This window comes from Symbiopectobacterium sp. RP (assembly GCF_050472005.1).
In the GTDB taxonomy this organism is placed as follows: Bacteria; Pseudomonadota; Gammaproteobacteria; order Enterobacterales; family Enterobacteriaceae; genus Symbiopectobacterium.
This window is the reverse complement of the sequence record NZ_JBGOGS010000002.1, coordinates 1,169,513-1,195,562: the sequence shown is the minus strand read 5'-3', so window position 1 is coordinate 1,195,562 and position 26,050 is coordinate 1,169,513. Positions and strand designations below refer to the sequence as shown.

Sequence of the window (26,050 nt, the reverse complement as noted above, 5' to 3'; positions counted from 1 at the left end):
ACCTGCGCCCTACATCTTGCGAATTTACTGCGATTGAAAAATGACATTATCAGCAATGCGTTTAGCCGTGGTTGGGGGCAATTCGCCCACTACAGTTATTTCATACCCATTGCGGATTTCTGTGTGTACGCTTCGCCGTCCCGTCGTGACATATTGCTCGGCACGGGATTCTGACGATGGCGTGATATTAACAGAAAAGCTGAATAAACCATCACTGAACAGGCGCGATTCCACCGGGATGCTGATCCCAGGCAACGTTCTGCGGGTACGCGAGATCTCTTTCATGCCCTGTGGCAGCCATTCAGGAATCCAAGTCAGGTCGACCGTTTCAACCGACGGTGTCGTCAGTAATGGCGGTAACCCTTCGCTTAATAATGAGCGTAACGTCTCACGGATATCATCACTGACCACCAGCGATGTCACCAGAAATTGCTCCATCCGCTCCCCATTGCGATCCTGCAAGTCAATACGCAACGGCAGTTTGGTCGCGACATCAAACCATACGCTGTAGCTATAACGTGTCCCATCCCGGGAAATAATACGCATGCCTTCACACAGGCGATCGGCGATCCGTACTCTTCCTACCTCCGGAATGAAATCATAGAACGCGGACAGCGATTGATGATCGGCATAAACCAAGCTGGGGAATGAATCGATGATGTGATCGCCGGAAAGCGAGAAAGGTTCTAGATCGGTATCAAAGTAACTGATATCCCGGTCTCGCTGCACGATTTCTCGGCGAGGCCCATCCATAAACAGCAGCTGTGCCAATGGACGGTTATCTATGCGGGCATGGCGATAGCGCAGAGATTCGATGCCCTGACGGGAAATATTGATGAAATGTATTTCATAATTCAATGCCCGAATAGCATTGCCCATCTGTTGCAGCGAGTATGAGGGCTGAGGCTGCAACACCGTACCTGACGCAGGTCGCGCTAGGACGGTTGTTGAATAGGGTAAGCAACCGAGCAGAATGCAAAAAGCAAACCCAACACGCTTCATTAACGAGACTGCGTTCCTAAAGATTGAGTGCCAGGCACCTGAATAGCGGCCTGCTGTTCTTCATCTTGCTGACCTTGCAACGGCTCCGAATGGAGGCGACGCTGCAACTCATAGTCCTGCAACATGACATTGATGCGGTTGCGTTGTGCTTCAACCTGACGTTGGCCACCGTGCGACACCACGTTTTCAGACGGTACGCCCAAGCTTACCGGAGAGGCGGTGCCCATGGCGGGAAGCGTACTAAACGCTGGCATGTCGTTTTGCGCTTCCGGAGCTTGATCCGGGGAACGTTGCATTTGCACGCCGACGATCACCGCCAATGAGACACAGGCGGCCACACCAACCTGAGTCAGTTGGCTTGCCCAAGGACGCACTTTGTCCCAGAACGACAAACGTGACCAAGTATCGGGATGAGGCTGTGCTTCGGGAATAGCCTGAGGCGCAATGCGCACCGGCTCTTCGGCAATCGCCTTCGCAACGCGTGCGGCAATGTCGATTTCAATGACACTCTGCGCCACGTCAGCACGCAGCGTATCGCGAATCAAATGGTAGCTTTGCCAACTTTTTTGCAGTTCAGCATCCCGCCCCAATGTGTTAAGCAGTTCGGTATCCGCTGCCTCGCCGTCCATTAAAGCGGAAAGTTTCTCTTTCTGCATACCCATACCCTTACCTTGTCAAATCCATCATGGTTAACGCGAAAACCGGGTTAACGTTGAATTAGCGGTTGTACTTTGTTATCTATCGCTTCTCGCGCACGGAATATGCGAGAACGAACAGTGCCGACCGGGCAATCCATAATGGCGGCTATCTCTTCATAACTCAGGCCATCAAGTTCGCGTAGCGTAATCGCCATCCGTAAATCTTCTGGCAACGCTTCAATGGTTCGAAAAACGATACTTCTCAATTCCTCTGACAACATTAAGTTTTCAGGGTTCGATATTTCTTTTAATGCGCTGGCAGTTTCATAATTTTCAGCGTCATTGGCATCAACGTCGCTAGACGGTGGTCGCCGCCCCTGAGCAACCAGATAATTTTTGGCCGTATTAACCGCAATGCGATACAGCCAAGTGTAGAACGCACTATCGCCGCGAAAAGATTCCAACGCACGATAGGCTTTGATAAACGACTCCTGCACCACATCAGGCACATCCCCAAGAGGAACGTACCGTGACACTAGGTTCGCTACTTTGTGCTGGTAGCGCACCACCAGTAAATTAAAAGATTTCTGGTCGCCTTTCTGGACACGTTCAACCAGAATACGATCTGCTAGCTGCTCGCTCATCCGAGGTAATGTCTCCTCAAACCGTTCCCCACACGTAAAATAGTACTGCCAGCCATATCGTTATTAAATAAGTTATTAAATAATCTGAGCAAGCTGTAGGTCGGACACCACCGGTTAACAAAAGTTCCCGATAACGTTTGTTCCTTTTTATGTGCTCAGCATGCCCCATGTATCTTCGCGCGTCGGCGTTTACATCCGTACACGTCGCGCATCTTTCTGTTCTTTAGCTGGGACAGTCAAGGGATCATACGCGAAAAAACGTTCAATAGCACCGTTAGCCTCTGAGAGTGCCCGAGCCATCGTTAACGACAAGGAATATCCTACATAAATAAATAGAAATCCTTGGTCAATGCGCGAAAATCATAAGAGTAGCTGCCATCTTCTTCTGCGCGGACAATCAACGTTCGCCTCTCGCAGGGGTCCGCTTGCTTCGTCAAAGTCAACAGTTCCCGATGCGGTTGCCCCTATGCCCTATCACGTACGGCCAGTCGCTGACGTACCGACCACCCTTGTTGGCATGCCGTGCTACAAAAATCACTGGCAACCTGACTCGGTAGCACCACACAAAAGCGCCCTTCCCCAGCTCCAGCAGCTTGGCAGCACAATGGAGTAAGGTTTCATGGGAGAAACTCTCTGTATAACGGGCCGTGCTGCACGCCTCGGTCCGACACGCACTGCCCGGTGCAAAATAAGGAGGATTACTGAGAATCAACGCATAGCGTGATGCGGTTTGTGTCGTAAACGTCTCAATATCACGGTTTACCACTGTAATACGTGATGCCCACGGTGAGGCCTGCCGATTCTCTTGTGCCTGTGTGCTGGCTTCGCGCTCTACCTCAACCGCATCGATCGTCACCGAATCTGGGCTACGCTGTGCCAGCATCAGGCTGATAATGCCGGAACCACAGCCAATATCCAGCACACAGCCGGTTTGCGGCACCGGAGCCCAGGCACCGAGCAGGATGGCATCCGTACCCACTTTCATCTCACAACGATCGTGCGCGACAAAAAATTGTTTAAACGTGAACCCGTTGCGCCGCAATGTTTGTGATCGCGATGCGTGCTGATGCATGATGTGCTGCTCCTCCGGAAAACCGCCGTAGCATAAGGGAATCCCTGCAACAGGGAAAGCATCCCGCCGACAGGACACCAAGGCGGTGTAAACAGATGATGAAGTGCACGCGTAATGCGTTTATAATCAGCGCCCCAAATAGAGGTAGACCATGGCTGCAACCCAATTTTCCGATCTTGATCTTGATGAAAGCCTGCTAGATGCCTTGCGCGATATGGGCTACGTGCGCCCCACCGCCATTCAACTCGCGGCGATCCCGCCCGCCATGGACGGGAGAGATGTCCTTGGATCAGCACCAACAGGAACAGGAAAAACAGCAGCCTATCTGCTGCCGGTGTTGCAGCATCTGATTGACTTTCCCCGTAAAAAATCAGGTCCGCCGCGTATTCTGATCGTAACACCCACGCGTGAACTGGCGATGCAGGTGGCCGAGCAGGCTAAAGCGTTGGCGGCGCACACCCATCTGGACGTAGCAACCATCACTGGCGGTGTGGCCTACATGAACCACGCTGAAGTCTTCAGCGAGAATCAGGATATTGTAGTGGCGACCACGGGGCGCCTGCTGCAATACATCAAAGAAGAAAACTTTGACTGTCGCGCAGTGGAAACGCTGATTCTGGACGAAGCAGATCGTATGCTCGACATGGGATTTGCTCAGGATATCGAACATATTGCCGGTGAAACCCGTTGGCGCACACAAACTTTACTGTTTTCCGCCACGCTGGAAGGCAATGCCGTCAAAGATTTCGCAGAGCGACTGTTGAAAGAACCGCTTGAGATTGAAGCCGACCCTTCACGGCGTGAGCGTAAAAAGATTCTGCAATGGTTTTACCGCGCTGATGATACTGAGCATAAAACCGCGCTGCTGGCACATTTGCTGAAACAGCCGGAAACCACCCGAGCCATCGTGTTTGTGCGTAAGCGCGAGCTCGTGCATGAACTTGCAGCTTGGTTACGTGAAGCGGGTATCAACAGTTGCCATCTGGAAGGCGAGATGGTGCAAGCCAAACGCAATCAGGCCATCACGCGCCTGAGCGAGGGACTGGTCAATGTATTGATCGCCACAGACGTTGCCGCACGCGGGTTGGACATCAATGATGTTAGTCATGTCTTCAACTTTGACTTGCCACTGACGGCCGATATCTACTTGCACCGTATCGGGCGTACCGGACGCGCTGGCAAAAAAGGGTGTGCCATCTCACTGGTGGAAGCCCACGATCACTTGCTGCTTGGCAAGATCAGCCGTTACTTAAATGAGCCGTTGAAAGCGCGCGTCATTGATGCGTTGCGTCCAAAAACCAAAGCGCCAAGCGAAAAAACCAACGGTAAGCCGTCGAAAAAAGTACTGGCTAAGCGTGCTGAAGAGAAGAAAAAGAAGAAAGAGAAAGAAAAAACCAAGGTGAAAGTGCGCCACCGCGACAGCAAGAATATAGGGAAGCGCCGCCAGCCTTCGCAGAAAACGGACGATACGCCTTCAGGCACAGAGTAATTCTGTTTCGATACCGTCCCCCGGCACAAACGCATAGGTATCTACACATCTTTTGCAATATCTGCTATTACGTTGCTGCATGATCTCAACTTATCCATCGGCGGGATTGGTGCCCGCCTTAACCGGCGTTATCAGTGTCTGGTTAAGCAACACATGACTCCTGCAGCACCATTGGCGTCAGCCGTTAAGGACCTTACCTGCGCGCAGAAAATAACATTCGCCACTACTCAGGCCGTTTGGCGTTTTTTTAATAATGAACGTATTAGCTTCAGTCAGCTCAATGAACCGATTATTTCGCTGGCTCTCCGGCAGGTTGCACTTAGCCCGCATCCATACGCTCCCGTCGTTCACGACTGGTCTCATTTACAGTTTCGTACCCACAATGGGAAAGAAGAACGTTTGAAAATGACGCATGGTGGCGACGTCGGTTATGAACTACAAACCAGCCTACTGCTTGATGCTGCAAATGGTTTACCAATAGCGCCCCTGTCTCAAACTCTAACCGATAGGGCGGGTTGTCGTTCAACGCTAACCGAGGGCTTGTCTGAGAGTCTGACTCATATGGATGCTTTGACGGCTGATATCGCCCGCGTTGAGTCTCTTGATACCGGGAAGAAGTTAGTTCATCTCATTGACCGTGAAGGTGACTCTATCGGGCATATGCGCACATTATAGCCAAGCGACATTATTTTGATAACAATTAGCTGTATTTTTTTGCCACATATCAGGGCATTGTCTGTAATCATTTTTAAGTCGGTTGGCTATACCTACGCTAATCCGGGCGATCCAAACGGCTGGTCGCTGCTGGCGCAGGCCTCCGCCGCACAAGGCATGCGTGCCGAAGAGCTTGCCGCGCGCGGAGAGGAGCTGGCGTTATCCGGAAAACTGGATCAGGCCATCGGGCTGTTCAGCAATGCCAGCTCGCTGAGTAAACTCTGCAGTCTGGAGCAGGCGCGCTATGATGCCCGCATTGACCAGTTACGCCAGTTGCAGCAACGTTTCCGTCAGTTTGAAAAATCTTGATAAACAGCAAGGAACAGGCCATGTCGCACGATATCGTTATTTATCACAACCCGCGCTGCTCCAAGAGTCGTGAAACGCTGGCGCTGTTGCAGCAACACGGCGTCACGTCGCGCGTGGTGCTCCATCTGGATACGCCACCTGATGCCGCGCAGATTCGCCAACTGTTATCACAGTTAGGCTTTAGCAGTGCACGTGAATTAATGCGCCAGAAAGAAGATCTGTACCGCGAATTAAATCTGTCGGACACGACGTTAAGTGAAACACAGCTGATTGCTGCACTGGTTGAACATCCCAAGCTGATTGAGCGCCCGATTGTGGTCAACGGTGAACGAGCATGTATCGGCCGCCCACCAGAGCAAGTGCTCGCGCTGTTATAACCCCAGGATCTCTTTGACGAAAGGGATAGTCAGTTTACGCTGAGCTGTAATCGAGGCGTGATCGAGCTGCTCGAGCGTCATAAACAGCGTGCGCATTTCGCGATCGAGCCGCTTCAACAAAAAGCGGCTCACATCTTCTGGCAGTTCAAAGCCTCTCAGGCGGGCGCGCAGCTGTAACGCCTCACCTTTCTCTTCATCAGAGAGCGGTTGCAATTTATAAATTTGCCCCCAATCCAGACGAGATGCCAAATCAGGCAGATGCAAATTAAGCTGACGCGGTGGGCGATCGCCGGTGATCAACAACCGGGTGTGCCCCCCTTCCTGAATACGATTGTAGAGGTTGAACATCGCCATTTCCCAAGCATCATCGCCTGCAATGGATTCGATATTGTCGATACAGACCAGCGCGAGTTGCTCCATGCCGTCTAGGACTTCAGGCACAAAATAGGCGCGTTTGTCTAACGGCACATAGCCCGCCGCATCGCCCTGACGTGATAACGCCGCGCAGGCGGCATGCAGTAGATGGCTGCGCCCTCCCCCTTCCCGTGACCAGAAGTAAATATAGCTACCGTGCTCTTGTTGCAACACGTTCTGAAGGGCGGCCAGAAGTGACGCATTTTCTCCCGGGTAGAAACTGGCAAAGGTTTCGTCATCAGGCAAAGAAAGTGGCAGTGAAAGCTGTGCCGGCGTGTTCAGAAGCACCTCATGTTCAATTCGGCGGGAAAACGGACTGAGTTTACCACAGAAAGCGAGCCCTGTTGATAGCGCATCAACCGGGCTGCTTTTCTCAATACCCTATCATTGTTCAGGCAAATTGTCCTAAGGCAATGCGGTTACCCGGCATTTTTGACATACGGCTTGAGAATCCCCGTCGCCAACAGATCTTTTTCCTGTCCGTTGATTCGCGCCGTGGCGGAATCGATATGGAATGTCACGTCTCCAGGCTAGCAAAAATCTTTGGTTTTTTGCGGAACCAGCGTGGCGGAACGAAAGGAGCTGTATTCCCTGCCGTACAGGCTTTCATTCATGGTATAGCCAAGCGACATTATTTTGATAACAATTAGCTGTATTTTTTTGCCACATATCAGGGCATTGGCTGTAATCATTTTTAAGTCGGTTGGCTATATCTCCCAAGCTGGCTACGGGAGACGGTGCCCTTGGTTTTTGGAATAATGGCAAAGATATTCCCGGACACGCAGCACCAACGCTGTTGGGTGCACAAAACCGCTAATGTGTTGGCTTCACTCCCCAAAGCCATGCAACCGAAAGTTAAGGCTGAGCTGCGGGAGGTTTGGCTAGCAGAGAGCCGCGATGCCGCTAATGAAGCCTTTGATGTTTGTTGGCAAGGTTTTCAGCGAAGTATCCTGCAGCGATGAAGAACCTGGAGAAAGCTCGAGAAGAACTGCTGGCATTCTACGACTTCCCGTCAGAGCACTGGGCGTCAATAAGAACGACAAATCCGATTGAATCGGCTTTTGCGACTGTGAGGCTACGAAGCAGAGGCGCGAAGAACGGTGGTTCGAGAGAAACAACCCTGTCAATGGTATTTAAGCTGCTCCGGTCTGCTCAGAAAAGCTGGAATCGACTAAGAGGATTTGACCTGCTGACCCTGGTTGTAAGCAACGTCCAATTTAAGGATGGAGAACAGATTCACGAAGCATCAGAGCGGAACGTAGCCTGATCGCCATACACCAGATTTGCTAATAACTCCGCCAAACTCGTAGACAAACCCTAATAGGGAGAGGGCATGCGGGTCCTGACGTTTAGCCAAATCGCTGAGAGCGGTCAGCGCGGTATTATCTTGCTGTTCGAGACGATCGTAGAGCCTGTCGGCGTCATCAGCATCTTGGGCAAAAGCAGAACACGAAAGACCAAGTAACAACGCCAATGTTGTTTTCTTCATGATTAACAATCCCTTGTCATATTTTTTCTGTTTCCGGGGATAATACCATCCCCGGAAACCAGAGCAATGCTCAATTTATGACGCGCGCTAGGTCTCCTCGGCATCATCTTCGGCATCCAGCACCACTTCTTCGCTTCTGAAACGGTTGATCAGCGCGAACAGCAGACTCAGCTCAATACCCACTACGGTGGCTAATGCCATGCCTTTCAATTCAGCAGCACCCAAATGTACTTTCGCACCGCTCACCCCGATGATCAGGATAACCGAGGTCAGAATCAGGTTTTGTGCCTTGTTGTAATCCACTTTGGATTCGATAAGCACACGAATACCGGAAGCGCCGATGACACCGTACAGCAGCAGAGAAACACCGCCCATGACCGGCACCGGCACGGCCTGAATCGCGGCCGCCAGTTTGCCCACGCAGGAAAGCAGAATGGCAAGTATTGCCGCACCGCCGATCACCCAGGTGCTGTAGACCTTGGTGATGGCCAGTACTCCAATATTTTCACCGTAAGTGGTATTCGGGGTTGAACCGAAGAAACCAGAAATCATGGTAGAAAGGCCGTTGGCAAACATCGAGCGGTGCAAGCCAGGATCGCGCATCAGATCTTTTTTCACGATATTGGCGGTAACCACAAGATGGCCCACGTGTTCAGCAATCACCACCAGCGCAGCAGGCAGGATAGTCAGAATGGCAAACCATTCAAAACGCGGCGTATAGAAGGTCGGCAGTGCAAACCAGTGCGCCTGAGCGATAGGCGCGAAATCCACGACGCCCATGACAAACGATAAGCCATAGCCCACCAGCACACCGATCAGAATCGGGATAATAGCCAGAAAACCGCGGAACAACACAGAGCCCAGTACGGTAACCCCTAAGGTCACCAGCGAAATAATCACGGTTTTGCTATCAACTGACGCGCCATCCGCAGGCAGCAGACCGGCCATGCCCGCTGCAACCCCAGCCAGTTCCAGACCGATGACCGCAACAATCGCCCCCATCGCCGCCGGTGGGAAAATCACATCCAACCAGCCGGTACCAGCGCGTTGCACAATCAGCGATACCAGGCAGAACAGAACACCACACATGATAAAACCGCCTAGTGCCACTTCATATCCCAGCGGCAGCAGCAACAGCACCGGAGAAATAAAGGCAAAGCTGGAGCCCAGATACGCCGGGATCTTGCCCTTACAGATAAACAGATAGAGCAGCGTGCCAATGCCGTTGAACAGCAGTACAGTCGCAGGGTTGATTTTGAACAGAATCGGTACCAACACCGTCGCGCCGAACATGGCAAACAGGTGCTGGGAGCTCAGCGGGATGGTTTGTAACAAGGGGGGTCGTTCACTCACCCCGATGGCGCGACGAGTCATCGTTTATATCCTCTGTAAAAGTCACTTGATGTTGTGTGGTTAGCCGGTTTGCCCAGCATCGTTATCACAGCCCAGCCGCCCCCACGCGTCACCGCGTAGGGAAGCGAGGCTGATTATAGAAATCGTGCGAAATATGGGTGAAAAACTGTCGTGGCGTTGCGCAACGAAACCGACGCAAAAAAAAGCCGACTTACTCAGTCGGCTGATACGGCTTATTTAGTACCAAAGAGCTTATCGCCCGCGTCACCAAGACCCGGCATAATATAGCCATGCTCGTTGAGCCCTTTGTCGACCGAGGCGGTATACAGCTCAACGTCAGGGTGCGCTTTTTCCAGCGCAGCAATCCCTTCCGGTGCAGCCACCAGTACCAATACCTTGATGCTCTGGCAACCCGCTTTTTTCAGCAGATCGATAGTGGCAATCATCGAACCACCGGTCGCCAGCATCGGATCCACCACCAGCGCCATACGCTCATCAATGTTCGAGACCAGTTTCTGGAAGTAAGGCACCGGCTCCAGCGTCTCTTCGTTGCGGTACATACCCACCACGCTGATGCGTGCGCTCGGTACATTTTCCAGCACACCTTCCATCATGCCCAGACCGGCACGCAGGATCGGCACCACAGTAATTTTTTTGCCTTTGATCTGATCGACTTCCACCGAACCGCACCAGCCTTCGATAGTCACTTTTTCAGTAACCAGATCGGCCGTGGCTTCATAGGTCAATAAGCTGCCGACTTCGGATGCCAGTTCACGAAAGCGTTTTGTACTTATATCGTTTTCACGCATCAGGCCAAGCTTATGTTTGACGAGCGGGTGTTTAACCTCGACGACCTTCATTCTATTCCCCCCATAGAAAGTGGACGGATATCCTCACGACACAGAATCGGTGCGCAGAGGGCGGACATGGCAGCCCATCATAAAAAAATCGCGGAATTATACCGCTTTTTTGCTTAAGCGCTACAGGTTATAGCCTGATCCAGATCAACCGGGCAGGGAAATTCTCATTGAACAGGAAAAATGCAAAGCAGCCAACACACCACTCGCAAACGATTGCTCTCGCTGTTAGAATTAGCGCGCTTCGATAGGGGTAGATCCACCAGGCTGGATATGCTCGCTATCTCACCACCAATTGTATTCTCCGTGGGGACTCCGCAGTGACCGACAAAACCTCTCTTAGCTACAAAGACGCAGGCGTGGATATTGATGCTGGTAACGCATTGGTAGACCGTATTAAAGGCGTAGTGAAACAAACCCGCCGTCCTGAAGTGATGGGCGGTCTGGGCGGTTTTGGTGCCCTGTGCGCCTTGCCCCAAAAATACCGTGAACCGGTTCTGGTTTCCGGTACTGACGGGGTCGGCACCAAGCTGCGTCTTGCCATGGATCTGAAACGCCACGACACCATCGGTATCGATCTGGTGGCTATGTGTGTCAATGACCTGGTAGTTCAAGGGGCAGAGCCGCTGTTCTTCCTGGATTACTACGCCACGGGGAAACTGGATGTCGATACTGCCGCCAGCGTGATCACCGGTATCGCCGAAGGGTGCAAACAGTCAGGCTGTGCGCTGGTCGGCGGCGAAACCGCTGAAATGCCCGGCATGTACCACGGTGAAGATTACGACGTAGCCGGTTTTTGCGTCGGTGTTGTTGAAAAATCAGAGATTATCGACGGAAGTAAAGTGCAGGCAGGTGATACTCTGGTAGCACTGGCAGCCAGTGCCCCACACTCTAACGGCTATTCGCTGGTACGTAAGATTCTCGAGGTGAGCAAAACCGATCCAGAACAGACGACGCTTGAGGGAAAATCACTGGCCGATCACCTGCTGGCCCCGACCAGGATCTACGTCAAATCCATTCTGGCGCTGATTGAAAAAGTGGATGTCCACGCGATTGCTCACCTGACAGGTGGCGGTTTCTGGGAAAATATCCCGCGCGTGTTGCCAGAAGGCATGCAAGCTAACATTGATGAATCCAGCTGGCAGTGGCCCGCCGTGTTCAACTGGCTGCAACAGACGGGCAACGTCAGCAGTCACGAAATGTACCGTACTTTTAACTGCGGTGTGGGTATGATTATCGCACTGCCTGCTGAACAGGCAGAGGAAGCCGTGGCATTCCTCAATAGCCAGGGTGAAACAGCATGGAAAATCGGCGTTATTCAACCCGCTAACGCCGGAGACGCAGTGGTCATTAATTAATGAAAAACATCGTTGTCTTGCTCTCAGGTCAAGGAAGCAACTTGCAGGCATTGATTGACGCCTGCGCGCGCAAGCGTGTCAAAGCGAATATCGCGGCCGTATTCAGCAATAATCCAGAAGCCTATGGTCTGGTACTGGCGCAAGAAGCCGAGATTCCGGCCCATGTCATCGACCCACAAGGGTTCGCTGACCGGGCTGCCTTTGACGCTGCAATGGCAGAAGAGGTGGCGCAATACCAACCGGACCTGGTGGTACTGGCGGGTTATATGCGCATCCTCAGCCCGGAGTTTGTTGCGCTGTTTGCAGGCAAAATGCTGAACATCCACCCGTCCCTGCTGCCCAAGTACCCGGGCCTGCATACCCATCGCAAGGCGTTGGAAAATGGCGATAAGGAACATGGCACTTCGGTCCACTTCGTGACTGACGAACTGGATGGCGGTCCTCTGATTCTGCAAGCCAAGGTCCCGGTGTTTGGTGATGATACGGAAGAAGCGCTCGCCACTCGGGTACAAACTCAGGAACACACCATCTATCCATTGGTGGTGAACTGGTTTGCCGAAGGGCGTCTTAAAATGCTCGAGGGCGAAGCTTGGCTCGACGGCGTGCGTATTCCCAAACAGGGTTATGCTGCCGAATAACGCTAATTCCCGCTGACTTTCAGGCGGTAGCACTCTGCCTCCCTGAAAGTTCCCGCTGAACGACACTTTATTTACTTACGAAAGTATTACCATTCTAATGATATAAAACAACATTATCGTTTTGTCGCATTTTCCCCGCCTTGGCGTTATTGATAATCACTCTCATACTTATTACCACCTGCTCGATTTTATGCAGAGGGCGAATATGCGCGCATTATTCCTGACCAAAGCGTTACTGGTCATGCTGCTGTTGGCGCCACCGCTAGGGGAAAGACCGTTACCGACCTGCTGGGACGGCAGGTAACGATTCCCGATAATCCTTCACGTCTTTTTCTCGGTGAAAGCCGTTTGCTCTATACCCTTGCGTTGCTGGAACCCGGTAATCCGGCACAGCGCGCAATGGCTACTCCACAAAGACTGTTACCTCCGGCGATGGTCCGCTGGAACTGAATACACTACGTGATCGTGATGGTTCCTTTGAACCGCAACTGCTGAAGAAGAACCAGACCCGGCTCTCCGGGATGGATAACCAGATTTTATCGTTGTATGACAAAGGGATGACCACCCGCGAAATTGCCGCTGCGTTCAAAGAGCTGTATGATGCGGATGTCTCACCCGCCTTGGTATCGAAGGTCACCGATGCCGTTATGGAGCAGGTTGTTGAATGGCAAAATCGCCCCCTGGATGCGGTTTATCCCATTGTTTACCTTGACTGTATCGTTCTGAAAGTCCGGCAGGACAGCCGCGTTATCAATAAGTCTGTGTTCCTGGCGCTGGGTATCAATATCGAAGGCCAGAAAGAGCTACTGGGGATGTGGCTGGCCGAAAATGAAGGTGCAAAGTTCTGGCTGAACGTGCTGACAGAACTGAAAAACCGTGGCCTGACCGACATCCTCATTGGCTGTGTGGACGGCCTGAAAGGGTTCCCGGATGCCATCAACACGGTCTACCCGGAAGCCCGCATCCAGTTGTGCATCGTGCACATGGTGCGCAACAGTCTGCGCTTCGTTGCCTGGAAGGACTATAAGGCGGTAACACGCGACCTCAAAGCAGTGTATCAGGCTCCAACCGAAGAGGCTGCGCTTCAGGCGCTGGAGACGTTCGGTGGGACATGGGATCACCGCTATCCGCAGATAAGCCGGAGCTGGCAGTCAAACTGGGCCAACCTGTCGACATTCTTCTCGTACCCGCAGGAACTTCGCAAGGTAATCTACACGACGAATGCTATAGAATCACTGAACAGCGTGCTCCGGCATGCAATCAAGAAACGCAAGGTGTTCCCGACTGATAACTCGGTGAAGAAAGTCGTATGGCTGGCAATCCAGGTGGCATCACAGAAATGGACGATGCCCTTACAGGACTGGCGTATGGCAATGAGTCGCTTTATTATCGAGTTCGGTGACCGCCTTGACGGTCACTTCTGAGGAAAGGCATTTACACAAAATCTTAAACAGGCTCCTTTATTAGGCACAATGCTATCGGATTATTTGATATCAATATTAACAGCGATGTTTTCTATTCCTGGGTCACACAAGTCCTTATCCCAGTACTCCCTAAAAACAGGGTAATCGTGATGGACAATGCAACTTTTCACAAAAAACATAATATTCAACAAGTCATCATCGATGCAGGGTATATGGTGGAGTATTTGCCTACATATTCGCCAGATCTTAACCCCATTGAGCATAAATGGGCACAAGCAAAAAGCAAAAAAAGAGAGAGTGGTTGCGATACAGAGATTTTGTTCTCAGTCCATATGGTGTAATCAAAATTAAGTCGCTTGGCTATAATAGTTGTGATACCGTCAATACTTCAAGCAGATGATGTACGCTACTTTTCGGTATAGACAGATCGGTACAGATCTCGGTAAAGCTGGCTTCATCACGATTGGCAATATAGTCAACGATCATCACGAGACGGACTGCCGCTGGTGCTTTGCTCAAGTTGTTGGAAGATATTCATAGTGGTTTTATATGTGAAACTGTGGTTTTTTATATAGAACAATAATAACGGAAGGGTATTTTATTTACCTAGATGCAGATCACAAAACGAGCTCAGTAGTATTGATTATTTCAATATAAATGGAACGTGGTTTCATTAGGAGAACGGAAAAGTCAGTTTTATGGCAATATGGCTCGGAGAAGGGCGTTATGAGCAGAGATGGTGTCTGCACAGATAATCAAAAACCCCGCTGAACGGGGTCTTACGGTGTTGAATTACAGAATCCGACTGATCAGCCTGTCGATCCTGATACGGCGCAAGCGGCGTATCAATTTACGTACTTTCACAGGATATTGCGCGATACCTTGCAAATCGGTATAGCTCTGGAGCGGCGTGGTGTATGCGCGAATCTGCTCCAACTCTTGCAACCGCTGTTCCAGCAGCACTTTTTCAGGATCGTGGATCAGGATGGCGTTTTCCAAATCCAAACGCCACGCGCGAGGATTGAGGTTATTGCCTGTCAGTAACTGCCAGGTATCGTCGGACCACAGCCCTTTGAGGTGGAAGCTGTTATCCCCATCCTTCCACAACCGCACGGTTAACTGCTGATTGTCGATATAACGCTGCAAGCGGCTGACGAAGCGGCGCAGGTTGATTTCATACAGGTAGGGCAATGCGCCGATGATCTTGAACGGCTGATCTTCGGGAATAAAGAAATCGTTAGCCGTCTTGTCGCCAATGATGATCTCCACCTGCTTGCCCTCTTTGAGCAGGCGCACCACGTTTTTGATCAGCAGTGCGGGCAGGTTGAAATAAGGGGTGCACATTACCAGCCGATGTTCGGTACAAAACATCAGGTGATGGATGGTGTTATTTAGTGGGCTTTGTTTACCCAACCCGACTAACGGCGTGACCGTCAGTTCTCCATTGACGCCCTCACTGCCGGGCGTGTTGTAAGCTAGGGTGCGCAGCGTTTGGCGGAATTGACGAATATCCTCTTTAATTTCCAGATTTTTGGGCCGCGAACGGCTGTCCAGACGTTGCACCGCCGGATCGTTTAGCAGCGTGGTGATGTAGCCCGACATGGTGTTGGCCAGCGCCGCATTATGGATAAGCTGATAGCGATCGTAGCGATACTTATCATGTTGATGCAGATAGACATCGTTCAGGCTGGCACCGCTATACAGCACACAGTCATCAGCGATGAAGCCCTTCAGGTGCAAGACGCCGAGTGCTTCGCGTGTATTGACGGGAATACCATAAATGGGAAACTTCACGTCAGCGTTTTTTTCTGCCATGTCGCAGTACCAATCCGCATTGGTACTCGCTGATTTGTCACCAATGCGCCCGCGCTGCGCACGGTGCCAATCGACCAACACACGCACGTCGAGATCGGGGTTGCTGCGCTTGGCGTTGTAGAGCGCAGAGAGTATGCCCTGTCCGGCGTCATCCTGCTCCAGATAGAGTGCGACCAGATAGACTCGCGTCTTGGCCTGTTGGATCAGGTTAATCAGCGCGGCGCGAAACTGTTCAGGGGAGTGTAACGTCTGAATGCCGTCCGCTGCTTGAGGGATTTTGGGCAGTTGTGCAAGGTGTTGTTGGTATTTATTGCGTTTAAATGTAGACAACATCACAGTGCGTTTCTTCTCTTATTAGTTGGCGCAAGGCCGTCATTAATGATGTCAGGGGAATGCCGAATCGGGCGATGATACCACTACTTTTCGGGCGTAGTGAGTAAGTTTTACCGTTCATTACCAGATTGACCGCCAAAATAAACGCTCTGTCACGCAACATTTTGTGTGTTCAACGGCAGCACCAGCGTGACAATCCCTTCGTCCAATTGCACGTTTACCGTGAAACCGAGTTTCTTCGCCAAGGCGACCATGCCCTGGTTATGTGGCATGGTAATGCCGTTCAATTGTTTTAATCCGTGGCAACGGGTGTAATCAATCAACTTACTGAGCAGACGCTTACCAAGCCCCATCCCTTTACAGTCTGAACGCACCAGCACCGCGAATTCCGCGGCAATATTATCGGGATCGGAAATGGCGCGTGTTACGCCAATGATTTCATCACCGAACGCCGTCGGGCGCACCGCCACAAAAGCCATTTCCCGATCGTAGTCGATCTGCGTCATGTACGCCAAATCTTCATGATTTAATTCGTTGATTTCACCGAAATAACGGTAGTAGAGTTCTTCTTTGGTAACGTTGCCGATAAAGCGTTCCAGCAGCGGTTCGTCCTCAGGCAGAATGGGGCGAAACAGGCAATACTCCTGATTATTGAGCTGCACCTGTTCTTCCAGCTCTTGGGGATAAGGGCGGATGGCTAATCGGGATTGGGGGTCACCAGAGAAAGGTGCGAGATGGAGTGTGACATCCAGCAGGGTGAATTCACTGCCTGATGCAAGCAGCGGATGAATATTGAGGCGATGCACTTCCGGGCAGTCTAGGATCAGGTTGGAAACCTGCACCAGCAGCCGGCTGAGCCCGGCGATATCCAATGGATGCAGGGCGCTGCGCCCGCGTATTTTTCCGCTTTTCAGCGCTTGCATTATCAGGTAGCGCGCCAGTGTCATATTGAGCGGTGGCAAGGCCACCGCCGCCTGCGAATCCTTGTTCCATTCCACGCTGCCATCGCCCAATAAAATCAGCGGACCGAAGATCGGGTCCTGTTCTACCGCGATACGCAATTCTTGTGCACCAGCGCGATTCGCCATGCCTTGTACTAACAGCCCGCGAATACCCGCCTGCGGATAGGCGCGTTTGATACGATCGATAATCGCATCGGCGGCTTGCTGGACTTCATGGGCGGTGCGCAGATAGAGCATCACCCCTTGCACTTCGGATTTGTGCGGGATATCCGGCGAACGTAGCTTGATGGCGACCGGGTAACCAATCTGTTCGGCAATATGCACCGCTTCTGCACTGTTACTGGCAATCCAAGTCGGCAAGGTGTGCAGCCCGTAGGCGTGTAAAATTGGCTGAACTTCGCGGGTATCCAACTGTGTTACCCCATCCGTCAACGCCTGATGAATCAGTTGGTGCGCCTGAGCGGCATTGATACCGAGATCGTGCGGCAGGGCCGGCGTTTCCATCAGCTGCTTCTGGTTACGCCGGTATTCCACGATATGCATAAAGGCAGTGACCGCTCCTTCGGGCGTGCGGTAGGTGGGAATGCCAGCCTCATTGAACAGACGACGTGCCTCCTGAGAGGAATATTCGCCACACCAGTTGGTAAGTAAGGTGATACGTTTGCCGTGCGGATGTGCCTGACAGCAGGCAATCAATTGCTGTGCGCTTTCGGTGCCGGGCGCGGCGGCACTCGGTGCGTGGATGATCAGCAGAGCATCGTAGTCATCGCTGTCCAGCAGCACCGAAAGCGTGCTGAGGTAGCGCGCAGCGGTAGCGTCGTCGCGCAGATCGAGCGGGTTTCCGATGTGGACTTCCTCGGGCAATATGTCGCGCAGCTTCTGCTGAGTCTGTTCCGTCAAGGTCGCCAGTTTGCCTTGTCGGCTAAGCAGTTGATCGAGCGCTTGTGCGGCGGGTGATGCGCCGTTACTGACAATAAGCAAGCGCTCGCCGCGCGGCGGGCGCAGGTGGCTCAGCGTTTCCACTGCGGAGAACAACTCGTGGGTGTCTCGTACCCGTAGCAGACCGGCACGCTGGATCGCCGCATCGTAGGCGGCATCCAACCCGAGTTGGTGCCCGTGCAGTAACTGCTGAGCAAGCTGCGTTCGGCCGCTCTTGATGACCAGGATGGGCTTGTTTCTGGCGGCGCTACGCGCGGCGGAGAGAAAACGCCGCGCATCTTTAAGCTGTTCCAGATGCAATAGAATGGCACTGGTTTTACCATCACGCGCCAGAAAATCGAGGACATCATCCACATCGATATCCAAGCTGTCACCCAGTGCGATGAAGTAGGAAAAACCGATGCCGCGCTGCTGCGCCCAATCGAGAATAGTATTGGAAACCGCAGCGGACTGAGAAATAAACGCCAGCTTGCCTTTGACGATCGGGACGGGAGAGAAGCTGGCGTTGAAACCTTGCCACGGGGCCAGTATCCCCAGACTGTTCGGACCCAACAGACGCATGGCATAGCGGCTGGCGCAGGCTTTGAGCGCTTCCGCCTGCGCGGGGGGCGAAGAGAGAATAATCGCGGTTTTACAACCGCGCTGGCCCAACGCTTTCAGCAGCAGTAAATTGCGACTGGCATGGGTACAGAGAACCGCTAGGTCGGGAGTAATGGGCAAACTTGCCACATCGGGATAAGCCAGTACGCCACAGACGGCACGGTATTTGGGCGTGACGGGCAGGATCGGACCGGTGAAGTGACCGCCCAGCAGGTTTTGCATCATGAGAAAACCGGCGCGCCACGGTTTCTCCGATGCACCCAGCACGGCGATCGATTTTGGTCTTAATAACGCTTCTAACCCGCGCTGACTCATGGCTCGCTCCCGACATGACAGAGAGCTGAATCATAGCGGTTTTTATGCCTTTATGCTGTGACAGTCGATGAAATTTCCTGCACAGGGCGATGTGCTTTACCGGCCAGATATAGCCAACCGACATTATTTTGATAACAGCCAGCTATGCTTTTTTGCCGCATATCAGGGTATCTGTTGTAATCATTTTTAAGTCGGTTGGCTATAACGCTGACGAAAGCTGTCGAAGTGATTGAGCAGGCCTTGGCTGGCATCCTTATCACCCGCCTGTTGCAACAGTGCGGCAGCAATTTCCGCCGTGCAGTGTTGTCCTGCGCTACTGGTTTCGCGCAGTTGGTAGCGTGAAAGTGATTCAACCGCAAGCGACAAAATGGGCAGTGCATCTAGATAAGGGCTTTTGCGAAACATCTTGCGCGCTTCCGGCCAAGTACCGTCCAGCAGCACAAACAGCGGCGGCTTGGCGTTATCCGGTAAACGGTGCAATATAGCAAAGCGACATTATTTTGATAACAATTAGCTGTATTTTTTGCCACATATCAGGGTATCTGTTGTAATCATTTTTAAGTCGTTTTGCTATACCTGACGCGACGGCTCAGCTTCATCCGCAAGAAAAACCAGATAGGGTTGATAGTCCGAGGTTTGCAGTGCCGCCAGCAACGCCGGATCAGGCTCCGTACGTGACCAGAGAAAGGCCTAGGTGTCGGGCAGAATATCGGCAATCAGGCGGCCGGTATTGCTGGGCTTTAACGGCTCGGTATCGAACATGATCAAACAGAAAAGGCTGCGTGCCGAATGTGAGATGATGGTGTCGCACAGACAGTTGGTCACCGTCAGCAGGCAGTGTTGACAACGTACCACACGGCAACCTCGGGCCCGAAAAGGGCGGGTGGAGCGTTCCAGCCGGTGCTGGCGCAAACGAAGAACAGCGTTATAGCCAAGCGACTTAATTTTGATTACACCATATGGACTGAGAACAAAATCTCTGTATCGCAACCACTCTCTCTTTTTTTGCTTTTTGCTTGTGCCCATTTATGCTCAATGGGGTTAAGATCTGGCGAATATGTAGGCAAATACTCCACCATATACCCTGCATCGATGATGACTTGTTGAATATTATGTTTTTTGTGAAAAGTTGCATTGTCCATCACGATTACCCTGTTTTTAGGGAGTACTGGGATAAGGACTTGTGTGACCCAGGAATAGAAAACATCGCTGTTAATATTGATATCAAATAATCCGATAGCAAACAGCGTTGTGCCTAATAAAGCGCCGATAACATTTGTTCTTCCCTTGGCTCCCCCGTTCTTCAGGCCAAAACACCGTTGACCTTTTGGGGAATAGCCGTGAGTCCGTGGGGTATCGTGTGGAAAAGCACTTTCATTAATAAAAACAATAGGTTTGCCTTCTTTTTCATACTGTTGTATTTTTTGTTGAAATGCTTGCAGGGCGCTTTCGTCGGCTTTCGGATGACGTAGCGTTTTTTTATAGGTCAATCCCAGCTTTTTAAGAGCTTGCCAAATGGCCTTCTGACAAACGCCAAAACGCTCTGCACGTTCTTTTTGGTAAGCATCTGGATATGGTTCAACATCTTTTATCAACTCGGATTTATCGCTCTTTCGCTGACGCGTGGTCGATGCTTTTGACGCTATTTGATTAATCCAACGCGATACAGAGGCAGGGCCAATCCGAAATTGCTTCGCTGTTTCTCGGATACTCAACCCTTCTTCTTCGCGTGTAGATATCACTTTACGTCTAAAATCAATTGAATAGCTCATTTAAATAATGTAATCAAAATTAAGTCGTTTAGCTATATCGCGCATAGGGAGTCGCTAAAAAGCGCTATTCTGCTTGACGCACTGGAGGACAGAAAGCCCCAGTGCTGCTTTTATTACATGGCTTAACGGCTCAAACCGTTTCATCTAACCAGTTTTCGAACGGCGTTTTCGGCAACGTACCGCTCATGATATCTACCGGTTTACCCTGTTTAAACACCATCAGCGTTGGAATGCTACGAATACGAAAACGGTCGCTCAATTCCTGCTCAGCTTCGGTATTCACTTTGATAAAGCGAACGTTACCCGCGCGCTCTTGCGCCACCGCCGTAAAGATCGGGGCAAAGGCAACGCAGGGACCACACTAGGGAGCCCAAAAGTCGACGAGCACAGGAAAATCGTCTTGCAACAGCTTGTCGAATGTGGCACTGGTGGCATTGATCACTTCACCGGAAAACAGCTCGCTACCGCAGCGGCCACAGGTTGGGCAGTCGTGAAGGCGTTCTTCAGGTAAACGGTTCGTGGTGTGGCAGGATTCGCATACCGTGTTCATAGGCGACCTCAAATCATAAAACGGCTAAAATAGATGTGCTGTGGTCAACGTTATGCCATAACCAGATGGCAGCTTGAAAAACAACAGCATGTTGCAAAAACGTAAACGTATTATGGTGATGGCCGTCTGAAGAAACAATGTGGTTTCCTCAATGATTACAATAGACATCACCGTTGTGGTTCAGGTTTCGGTGTCATGGTTTGCCGAGGTCTCACGGAAACTCCGCTTTTATACCCGAAGTCGGTAACGTCGCGGGTGTACATCAGGTAATCTTCGCGCCAGCGCGTTGGTGGAGAAAATAATGAGCGATTCAGCGGGTAGTAAGAGCGGAAAGGTCCGCGTAATGTACGTCCGTAATGAGGACGAAAAGAAAAATTCGCGTACCGGAGACGGCGCGCGCGATCGCCGCAATGATAACGAAAAAACCGTGCTGCGTGATAACCGAGACAAAGACGGGCGCGGCAAGCCGCGTGATAATCGCGACAACCGCGATAAAGATGGGCGTACTAAACCACGCGATCCGCGTGACATGAACCCGCGCTATGTGCGTGAAAATCCGCACCGCAATAATGACAATGCTGGGCGCGATGATCGGGCAGATTACGGTCGCGGTAGTGATTCACCGTGGAAAACCGTGTCACGCGCACTGGATGCCGTAGAGACACCAGACCACTGCGGGATTGTGGGCAAGAGTCGTCTCGATTCCGAGCAGATTCGCCGTCAGCGTCAGGAAGAGACGCGGGTTTATGGTGAAAACGCCTGTCAGGCGCTGTTTACCAACCGTCCGGACGCCATTGTGCGCGCCTGGTTCCTGCAAGAAGTGACGCCGCGTTTCCGTGAAGCGTTACGCTGGATGGCGGCGAACCGTAAAGCCTACCATGTGGTGGATGATGAAGAACTCACCAAGGCGTCTGGCACCGATCACCACGGCGGCGTGTGCTTCCTGATCAAGAAACGCCAAGGCTCTGATGTGAATGATTATTTGGCACAGGCACAGGCGAAGGAAACAGATTGCGTGCTGGCGCTGGAAGATGTGGGTAATCCGCATAATCTGGGCGGTATCGTGCGCTCCTGCGCGCACTTTGGTGTCGAAGGGGTGCTGATTCACGATCCGTCGTTGCTGGAATCTGGCGCGGCAGTGCGCACGGCAGAAGGCGGCGCAGAGCATGTGAATGCCATTCAAACCGATAGTTTCCCCGCGGCGCTGGATGCGTTCCGCGCCGCGGGTTATACCATCGCGACCACCTCCAGCCACAAAGGGCAGCCGCTGGCACAAACCGCATTGCCGAAGAAAGTGGTATTGGTGGTGGGGGATGAAAGTGATGGCCTGACGGACAGCACTTGGCAGCAGGGTGATTTGCCGCTGTCTATCGGTGGTACGGGTAAAGTGGAAAGCCTGAATATCTCCGTTGCGACGGGGATTTTGCTGTCGGAATGGTGGCGGCAGCACAGCATCACTGAAGAGTGATGCGTTAGAGAACGAACTGGCAGACTGGGGTTTTGTTTTGACTTCCCGCGTCCAATGGCGCTGAGAAAAAAGATGGGGCTAGGATGAGCAGCATGGATGCTGCGAAAGTCCCCGCCGCGTCTGGAACGCGTCGGGGACGGTCCGTCCGGCACCAGCTGTTTCCGAAGGTATCGCGAAACGACGGATCCTCACAACGCAAAATCATGCAGTTAGGCCTCATAAGAAAACTGTAAACCTGAAATGACAAGCATTTTCTACCAAAACTGGCTTGGCAAAACAGCATGATTACCTATTATTCAACAAAACCTCGGCGCTTTATTAGGCACAACGCTGTTTGCTATCGGATTATTTGATATCAATATTAACAGTGATGTTTTCTATTCTTGGGTCACACAAGTCCTTATCCCAGTACTCCCTAAAAACAGGGTAATCGTGATGGACAATGCAATTTTTCACAAAAAACATAATATTCAACAAGTCATCATCGATGCAGGGTATATGGTGGAGTATTTGCCTACATATTCGCCAGATCTTAACCCAATTGGGGGCTTTGTTGAATAATAGGTAATCATGCTGTTTTTCCATGCCAGTTTTGGGGCTTTGTTGAATAATAGTGAGTCATGCTGTTTTGCCAAGCCAGTTTTGGTAGAAAATGCTTGTCATTTCAGGTTTACAGTTTTCTTATGAGGCCTAACTGCATGATTTTGCGTTGCGAGGATCTGCCGTTTCACCGGGGGTGCAGCATAAAATATGTTTATTCAACAAAGCCGTGAAAAAATTGAATATTGCATCCCGAAAATCGCGGGTATTTTCAAAATAGCGATTATTCCGTGCATGCTCATTCATCACTTTCCACAGGCGTTCTATCGCGTTCAGATTCGGACTGTAAGGCGGTAAATAGTGAAGCTCTATGTTCACGACAAAGGCCCAATCCTTAATCAATTGGGTTCGGTGATAAGCCGCACCGTCCAGTATTACATGGATTCTCTGTCGGTAATCAGGGTAACGTTTGCGTATCTCAATGAAAAAACGAGCAATGTTGTAGTCATTAATTGTTTTGTAATCGTGAATAACCGTACCGCCGATATCGCTCAGATTCAGCGCACCCAGTATATTCAGACGGGTTCGACTTCCCGTTGTTTTAACTGACTTTTTATGCCCTTTTCGTATCCATCCATAACTGAGCTTTGTGGCTTGTGTCGGATGAACCGCATCGATAAACAGAATCGGCTCATTGCCGGCTGTTTTCTTTAAATTCTTATAATATTCAATGAAATGCTTCTGATTTTCTTCACTGAATTTATGGGGTACGCCCGCCGGTTTTTTGTAGGAGAAACCGGCTTTGTTGAATAAACATATTTTATGCTGCACCCCCGGTGAAACGGCAGATCCTCGCAACGCAAAATCATGCAGTTAGGCCTCATAAGAAAACTGTAAAACTGAAATGACAAGCATTTTCTACCAAAACTGGCTGGAAAAACAGCATAACTCACTATTATTCAACAAAGCCGGAGAAACCATGACGGTGCAACCACTTGTTCATGCCGGGAATACTGAATCGGATAGCCCAGCGATGTTCAACATAAGCCACGATGTCGTGGGCATGATGGAAGAGATGTTGAGATAAATAGCTGATTAAGAGCGCAGTCTTTTCAGCACAAAGCCGACTTGCAGACCCACCGTTTTCAGGTTTAAGTTTGCGAGTGTTGACGTAATCGTTGATATGTTGGTTTACCGTCGTTTCGTGCAGACGCAGAGCTTGCGCAATCATCGCAGAGCTCCAGCCTTCGGAGGCCAGCAGGACGGCTTTGATGCGATCACAAACACGCTTATCACGACTGGTGTCATGAAGGTGTTCGAGTTCGGCTTTTTGCTTGTCGGTAATAAATATCTTCATAGTGGGTGAGCATGATCTTCTTACCGCGTAAAATCAAGCATCTTCAATGATCACGGGGCTTTGTTGAATAAATAGAACTTTTGGGTAATCATCGGAGCAGATCAACACAGTTGTTTCAAAATCAGGTCTCCATGGCAAAACAAAATTTTAAAATCACCAGCTGGCCCTCTTATAACAAGGCCCTCAAGCAGTGCGGTTCTCTAACCGTATGGCTAGATGAATCAGCCATTGCTGCATGGACGGAAAAAAACACTACTGAACGGCGTGGACGACCGCTCCACTACTCAGATATGGCCATCACCACAGTCCTGATGATGAAACGCGTGTTTGGCCTTTCATTGAGGGCTTTACAGGGCTTTGGTGACTCGATTTTTAAACTGATTAAATTGTCGCTGCATTGTCCAGACTATTCGCTGCTCAGCAAGCGAGCAAAGACAGTGAACATCAGCATAAAAACGCCAACCCCTAGTGAAATCTCACATCTGGTCATTGATGGAACCGGCCTGAAGGTCTTTGGCGAAGGCGAATGGAAAGTCCGGCAGCATGGTGCCGACAGACGCAGGGTATGGCGTAAGTTGCACCTGGCAGTAGACAGTGTGACGCATGAGATTATCTGTGCGGATTTGTCGCTCAGTGGTACGACTGATGCCCAAGCTCTACCGGCGCTTATAAACCAGACCCACCGGAAAATCAGAGAGGCATCGGCTGACGGCGCTTAGGATACAGTTTACTGCTATGATGCTCTGGTGAGGAAGAAAATAAGGCCGCTTATCCTGCCACGAAGGGGGGCGCAATATTGGCAAGATCGCTACCACGAGCGTAACCACGCTGTTGCAAATCAGCGCATTAGCGGTAGTAACGCTATCTGGAAAAAGAAAGTGGGCTATCACCGGCGCTCAGTGGCTGAAACGGCCATGTTCCGGTTCAAAAGGCTTCTGGGTGGTCATCTAAGTCTGAGAGACTACGATGCTCAGGTGGGTGAAGCCATGGTCATGGTCAAAGCGCTTAACCTGATCACGCTATTAGGAATGCCGAACAGTATTCGCATCACGTAACAATCGACCCGTATGGGGCGCAGTCGTTACAAGTTCTGATTTATTCAACAAAGCCCTCAATTGGGTTAAGATCTGGCGAATATGTAGGCAAATACTCCACCATATACCCTGCATCGATGATGACTTGTTGAATATTATGTTTTTTGTGAAAAGTAGAGTTTTTTTATAGGTCAATCCCAGCTTTTTAAGAGCTTGCCAAATGGCCTTCTGACAAACGCCAAAACGCTCTGCACGTTCTTTTTGGTAAGCATCTGGATATGGTTCAACATCTTTTATCAACTCGGATTTATCGCTCTTTCGCTGACGCGTGGTCGATGCTTTTGACGCTATTTGATTAATCCAACGCGATACAGAGGCAGGGCCAATCCGAAATTGCTTCGCTGTTTCTCGGATACTCAACCCTTCTTCTTCGCGTGTAGATATCACTTTACGTCTAAAATCAATTGAATAGCTCATTTAAATAATGTAATCAAAATTAAGTCGTTTAGCTATATCGCCCGCGTTGAGTCTCTTGATACCGAGAAGAAGTTAGTTCATCTCATTGACCGTGAAGGTGACTCTATCGG

Annotated in this window: 22 protein-coding genes and 11 pseudogenes; 14 read left to right on the top strand and 19 right to left on the bottom strand. The window is 51.0% G+C overall.

Annotated elements, in window-relative coordinates; translation table 11 throughout:
* Positions 1-24: 24 nt before the first annotated feature.
* The 4 genes and pseudogenes from rseB to trmN form a co-directional block, all read right to left on the bottom strand.
* Positions 25-1,002: a sigma-E factor regulatory protein RseB gene (rseB, locus tag ACD630_RS25375; RefSeq protein WP_430361041.1), complete on the bottom strand. Its 978-nt coding sequence runs from the start codon at positions 1,000-1,002 to the stop codon at positions 25-27.
* Positions 1,002-1,658, bottom strand: coding sequence for an anti-sigma-E factor RseA (gene rseA / locus ACD630_RS25370; RefSeq protein WP_430361040.1), 657 nt, complete (start codon positions 1,656-1,658; stop codon positions 1,002-1,004). The genes rseB and rseA overlap by 1 nt, the downstream gene beginning before the upstream one ends.
* A gap of 50 nt (positions 1,659-1,708) precedes the next feature.
* Positions 1,709-2,284, bottom strand: a complete 576-nt coding sequence (gene rpoE / locus ACD630_RS25365) for an RNA polymerase sigma factor RpoE (protein ID WP_430361039.1) — start codon at positions 2,282-2,284, stop codon at positions 1,709-1,711.
* Positions 2,285-2,604: 320 nt separating this feature from the next.
* A pseudogene (gene trmN / locus ACD630_RS25360) lies at positions 2,605-3,356 on the bottom strand (tRNA(1)(Val) (adenine(37)-N(6))-methyltransferase TrmN).
* 151 nt (positions 3,357-3,507) lie between these two features.
* Between trmN and srmB the strand changes: the two are divergent.
* Positions 3,508-4,845, top strand: a complete 1,338-nt coding sequence (gene srmB / locus ACD630_RS25355; RefSeq protein ID WP_430361038.1) for an ATP-dependent RNA helicase SrmB — start codon at positions 3,508-3,510, stop codon at positions 4,843-4,845.
* Between the two features lie 72 nt (positions 4,846-4,917).
* Positions 4,918-5,520 carry a hypothetical protein gene (locus tag ACD630_RS25350; protein WP_430361037.1) on the top strand — a complete coding sequence of 201 codons (603 nt, stop codon included), beginning with the start codon at positions 4,918-4,920 and terminating at the stop codon, positions 5,518-5,520.
* On the opposite strand, the gene ACD630_RS25345 is transcribed toward ACD630_RS25350, so the two are convergent.
* Entirely contained in the window at positions 5,469-5,591 is a 123-nt protein-coding gene (locus tag ACD630_RS25345; RefSeq protein ID WP_430361036.1) for a hypothetical protein, read from the bottom strand. The genes ACD630_RS25350 and ACD630_RS25345 overlap by 52 nt on opposite strands.
* A 16-nt stretch (positions 5,592-5,607) precedes the next feature.
* Here ACD630_RS25345 and ACD630_RS25340 point away from each other — a divergent pair.
* A pseudogene (locus ACD630_RS25340) lies at positions 5,608-5,868 on the top strand (hypothetical protein); the annotation flags it as partial.
* 20 nt (positions 5,869-5,888) lie between these two features.
* A complete protein-coding gene (gene arsC, locus ACD630_RS25335) occupies positions 5,889-6,245 on the top strand; it encodes an arsenate reductase (glutaredoxin) (RefSeq protein ID WP_430361295.1) in 357 nt (118 codons plus the stop codon).
* On the opposite strand, the gene hda is transcribed toward arsC, so the two are convergent.
* On the bottom strand, positions 6,240-6,947 hold the full coding sequence (gene hda, locus ACD630_RS25330) for a DnaA inactivator Hda (RefSeq protein WP_430361035.1): 708 nt from the start codon (positions 6,945-6,947) through the stop codon (positions 6,240-6,242). The two genes, arsC and hda, sit on opposite strands and share 6 nt — an antisense overlap.
* A 242-nt stretch (positions 6,948-7,189) precedes the next feature.
* The gene (locus ACD630_RS25325) at positions 7,190-7,351 is read right to left on the bottom strand and encodes a hypothetical protein (protein WP_430361034.1); all 162 of its coding nucleotides are present in this window, start codon (positions 7,349-7,351) and stop codon (positions 7,190-7,192) included.
* A gap of 11 nt (positions 7,352-7,362) precedes the next feature.
* Here ACD630_RS25325 and ACD630_RS25320 point away from each other — a divergent pair.
* A pseudogene (locus ACD630_RS25320) lies at positions 7,363-7,926 on the top strand (transposase); the annotation flags it as partial.
* Here the strand turns inward: ACD630_RS25320 and ACD630_RS25315 are convergent.
* The 3 genes from ACD630_RS25315 to upp form a co-directional block, all read right to left on the bottom strand.
* The gene (locus tag ACD630_RS25315) at positions 7,906-8,148 is read right to left on the bottom strand and encodes a hypothetical protein (protein WP_430361033.1); all 243 of its coding nucleotides are present in this window, start codon (positions 8,146-8,148) and stop codon (positions 7,906-7,908) included. The pseudogene ACD630_RS25320 and the gene ACD630_RS25315 sit on opposite strands and share 21 nt — an antisense overlap.
* A gap of 87 nt (positions 8,149-8,235) precedes the next feature.
* Positions 8,236-9,522, bottom strand: a complete 1,287-nt coding sequence (uraA, locus tag ACD630_RS25310; RefSeq protein ID WP_430361032.1) for a uracil permease — start codon at positions 9,520-9,522, stop codon at positions 8,236-8,238.
* A gap of 212 nt (positions 9,523-9,734) precedes the next feature.
* The gene (gene upp / locus ACD630_RS25305) at positions 9,735-10,361 is read right to left on the bottom strand and encodes a uracil phosphoribosyltransferase (protein WP_430361031.1); all 627 of its coding nucleotides are present in this window, start codon (positions 10,359-10,361) and stop codon (positions 9,735-9,737) included.
* A 317-nt stretch (positions 10,362-10,678) separates the two neighbouring features.
* Between upp and purM the strand changes: the two genes are divergently transcribed.
* From purM to ACD630_RS25275, 6 genes and pseudogenes are all read left to right on the top strand, one after another.
* Positions 10,679-11,716, top strand: a complete 1,038-nt coding sequence (purM, locus tag ACD630_RS25300; RefSeq protein WP_430361030.1) for a phosphoribosylformylglycinamidine cyclo-ligase — start codon at positions 10,679-10,681, stop codon at positions 11,714-11,716.
* Positions 11,716-12,354, top strand: a complete 639-nt coding sequence (gene purN, locus ACD630_RS25295; RefSeq protein WP_430361029.1) for a phosphoribosylglycinamide formyltransferase — start codon at positions 11,716-11,718, stop codon at positions 12,352-12,354. Before purM ends, purN begins: the two co-directional genes overlap by 1 nt.
* A gap of 216 nt (positions 12,355-12,570) precedes the next feature.
* A pseudogene (locus tag ACD630_RS25290) lies at positions 12,571-12,774 on the top strand (hypothetical protein); the annotation flags it as partial.
* Positions 12,747-13,778: pseudogene (locus ACD630_RS25285) on the top strand (IS256 family transposase); the annotation flags it as partial. The pseudogenes ACD630_RS25290 and ACD630_RS25285, both read left to right, overlap by 28 nt.
* A 38-nt stretch (positions 13,779-13,816) precedes the next feature.
* Positions 13,817-14,011, top strand: a pseudogene (locus ACD630_RS25280) (transposase); the annotation flags it as partial.
* Between the two features lie 32 nt (positions 14,012-14,043).
* Positions 14,044-14,178: a hypothetical protein gene (locus tag ACD630_RS25275; protein WP_430361028.1), complete on the top strand. Its 135-nt coding sequence runs from the start codon at positions 14,044-14,046 to the stop codon at positions 14,176-14,178.
* On the opposite strand, the gene ACD630_RS25270 is transcribed toward ACD630_RS25275, so the two are convergent.
* The 6 genes and pseudogenes from ACD630_RS25270 to trxC form a co-directional block, all read right to left on the bottom strand.
* A complete protein-coding gene (locus ACD630_RS25270) occupies positions 14,139-14,264 on the bottom strand; it encodes a helix-turn-helix domain-containing protein (protein ID WP_430361294.1) in 126 nt (41 codons plus the stop codon). The genes ACD630_RS25275 and ACD630_RS25270 overlap by 40 nt on opposite strands.
* A gap of 306 nt (positions 14,265-14,570) precedes the next feature.
* Positions 14,571-15,926: a CDP-diacylglycerol--serine O-phosphatidyltransferase gene (gene pssA / locus ACD630_RS25265; protein WP_430361027.1), complete on the bottom strand. Its 1,356-nt coding sequence runs from the start codon at positions 15,924-15,926 to the stop codon at positions 14,571-14,573.
* Between the two features lie 152 nt (positions 15,927-16,078).
* Entirely contained in the window at positions 16,079-18,742 is a 2,664-nt protein-coding gene (locus ACD630_RS25260) for a GNAT family N-acetyltransferase (protein WP_430361026.1), read from the bottom strand.
* 186 nt (positions 18,743-18,928) lie between these two features.
* Positions 18,929-19,693: pseudogene (locus tag ACD630_RS25255) on the bottom strand (tRNA-uridine aminocarboxypropyltransferase).
* Positions 19,693-20,514 carry an IS630 family transposase gene (locus ACD630_RS25250; RefSeq protein WP_430361025.1) on the bottom strand — a complete coding sequence of 274 codons (822 nt, stop codon included), beginning with the start codon at positions 20,512-20,514 and terminating at the stop codon, positions 19,693-19,695. The pseudogene ACD630_RS25255 and the gene ACD630_RS25250 overlap by 1 nt, the downstream one beginning before the upstream one ends.
* 130 nt (positions 20,515-20,644) lie before the next feature.
* Positions 20,645-21,064 (bottom strand): annotated as a pseudogene (trxC, locus tag ACD630_RS25245) (thioredoxin TrxC).
* A gap of 301 nt (positions 21,065-21,365) precedes the next feature.
* On the opposite strand from trxC, the gene ACD630_RS25240 reads away from it, so the two are divergent.
* Both ACD630_RS25240 and ACD630_RS25235 read left to right on the top strand, forming a co-directional pair.
* Positions 21,366-22,532, top strand: a complete 1,167-nt coding sequence (locus ACD630_RS25240; RefSeq protein ID WP_430361024.1) for a tRNA/rRNA methyltransferase — start codon at positions 21,366-21,368, stop codon at positions 22,530-22,532.
* Positions 22,533-22,823: 291 nt separating this feature from the next.
* Entirely contained in the window at positions 22,824-23,093 is a 270-nt protein-coding gene (locus tag ACD630_RS25235) for a transposase (RefSeq protein ID WP_430361293.1), read from the top strand.
* A 129-nt stretch (positions 23,094-23,222) separates the two neighbouring features.
* On the opposite strand, the pseudogene ACD630_RS25230 reads toward ACD630_RS25235, so the two are convergent.
* A pseudogene (locus tag ACD630_RS25230) lies at positions 23,223-23,870 on the bottom strand (IS630 family transposase); the annotation flags it as partial.
* Between the two features lie 160 nt (positions 23,871-24,030).
* Positions 24,031-24,429: pseudogene (locus ACD630_RS25225) on the bottom strand (helix-turn-helix domain-containing protein); the annotation flags it as partial.
* 131 nt (positions 24,430-24,560) lie between these two features.
* Here ACD630_RS25225 and ACD630_RS25220 point away from each other — a divergent pair.
* Positions 24,561-25,484 (top strand): annotated as a pseudogene (locus ACD630_RS25220) (IS5 family transposase).
* Here the strand turns inward: ACD630_RS25220 and ACD630_RS25215 are convergent.
* Positions 25,452-25,940, bottom strand: coding sequence for an IS630 transposase-related protein (locus ACD630_RS25215; RefSeq protein WP_430361023.1), 489 nt, complete (start codon positions 25,938-25,940; stop codon positions 25,452-25,454). The pseudogene ACD630_RS25220 and the gene ACD630_RS25215 overlap by 33 nt on opposite strands.
* Positions 25,941-26,050: the final 110 nt, after the last annotated feature.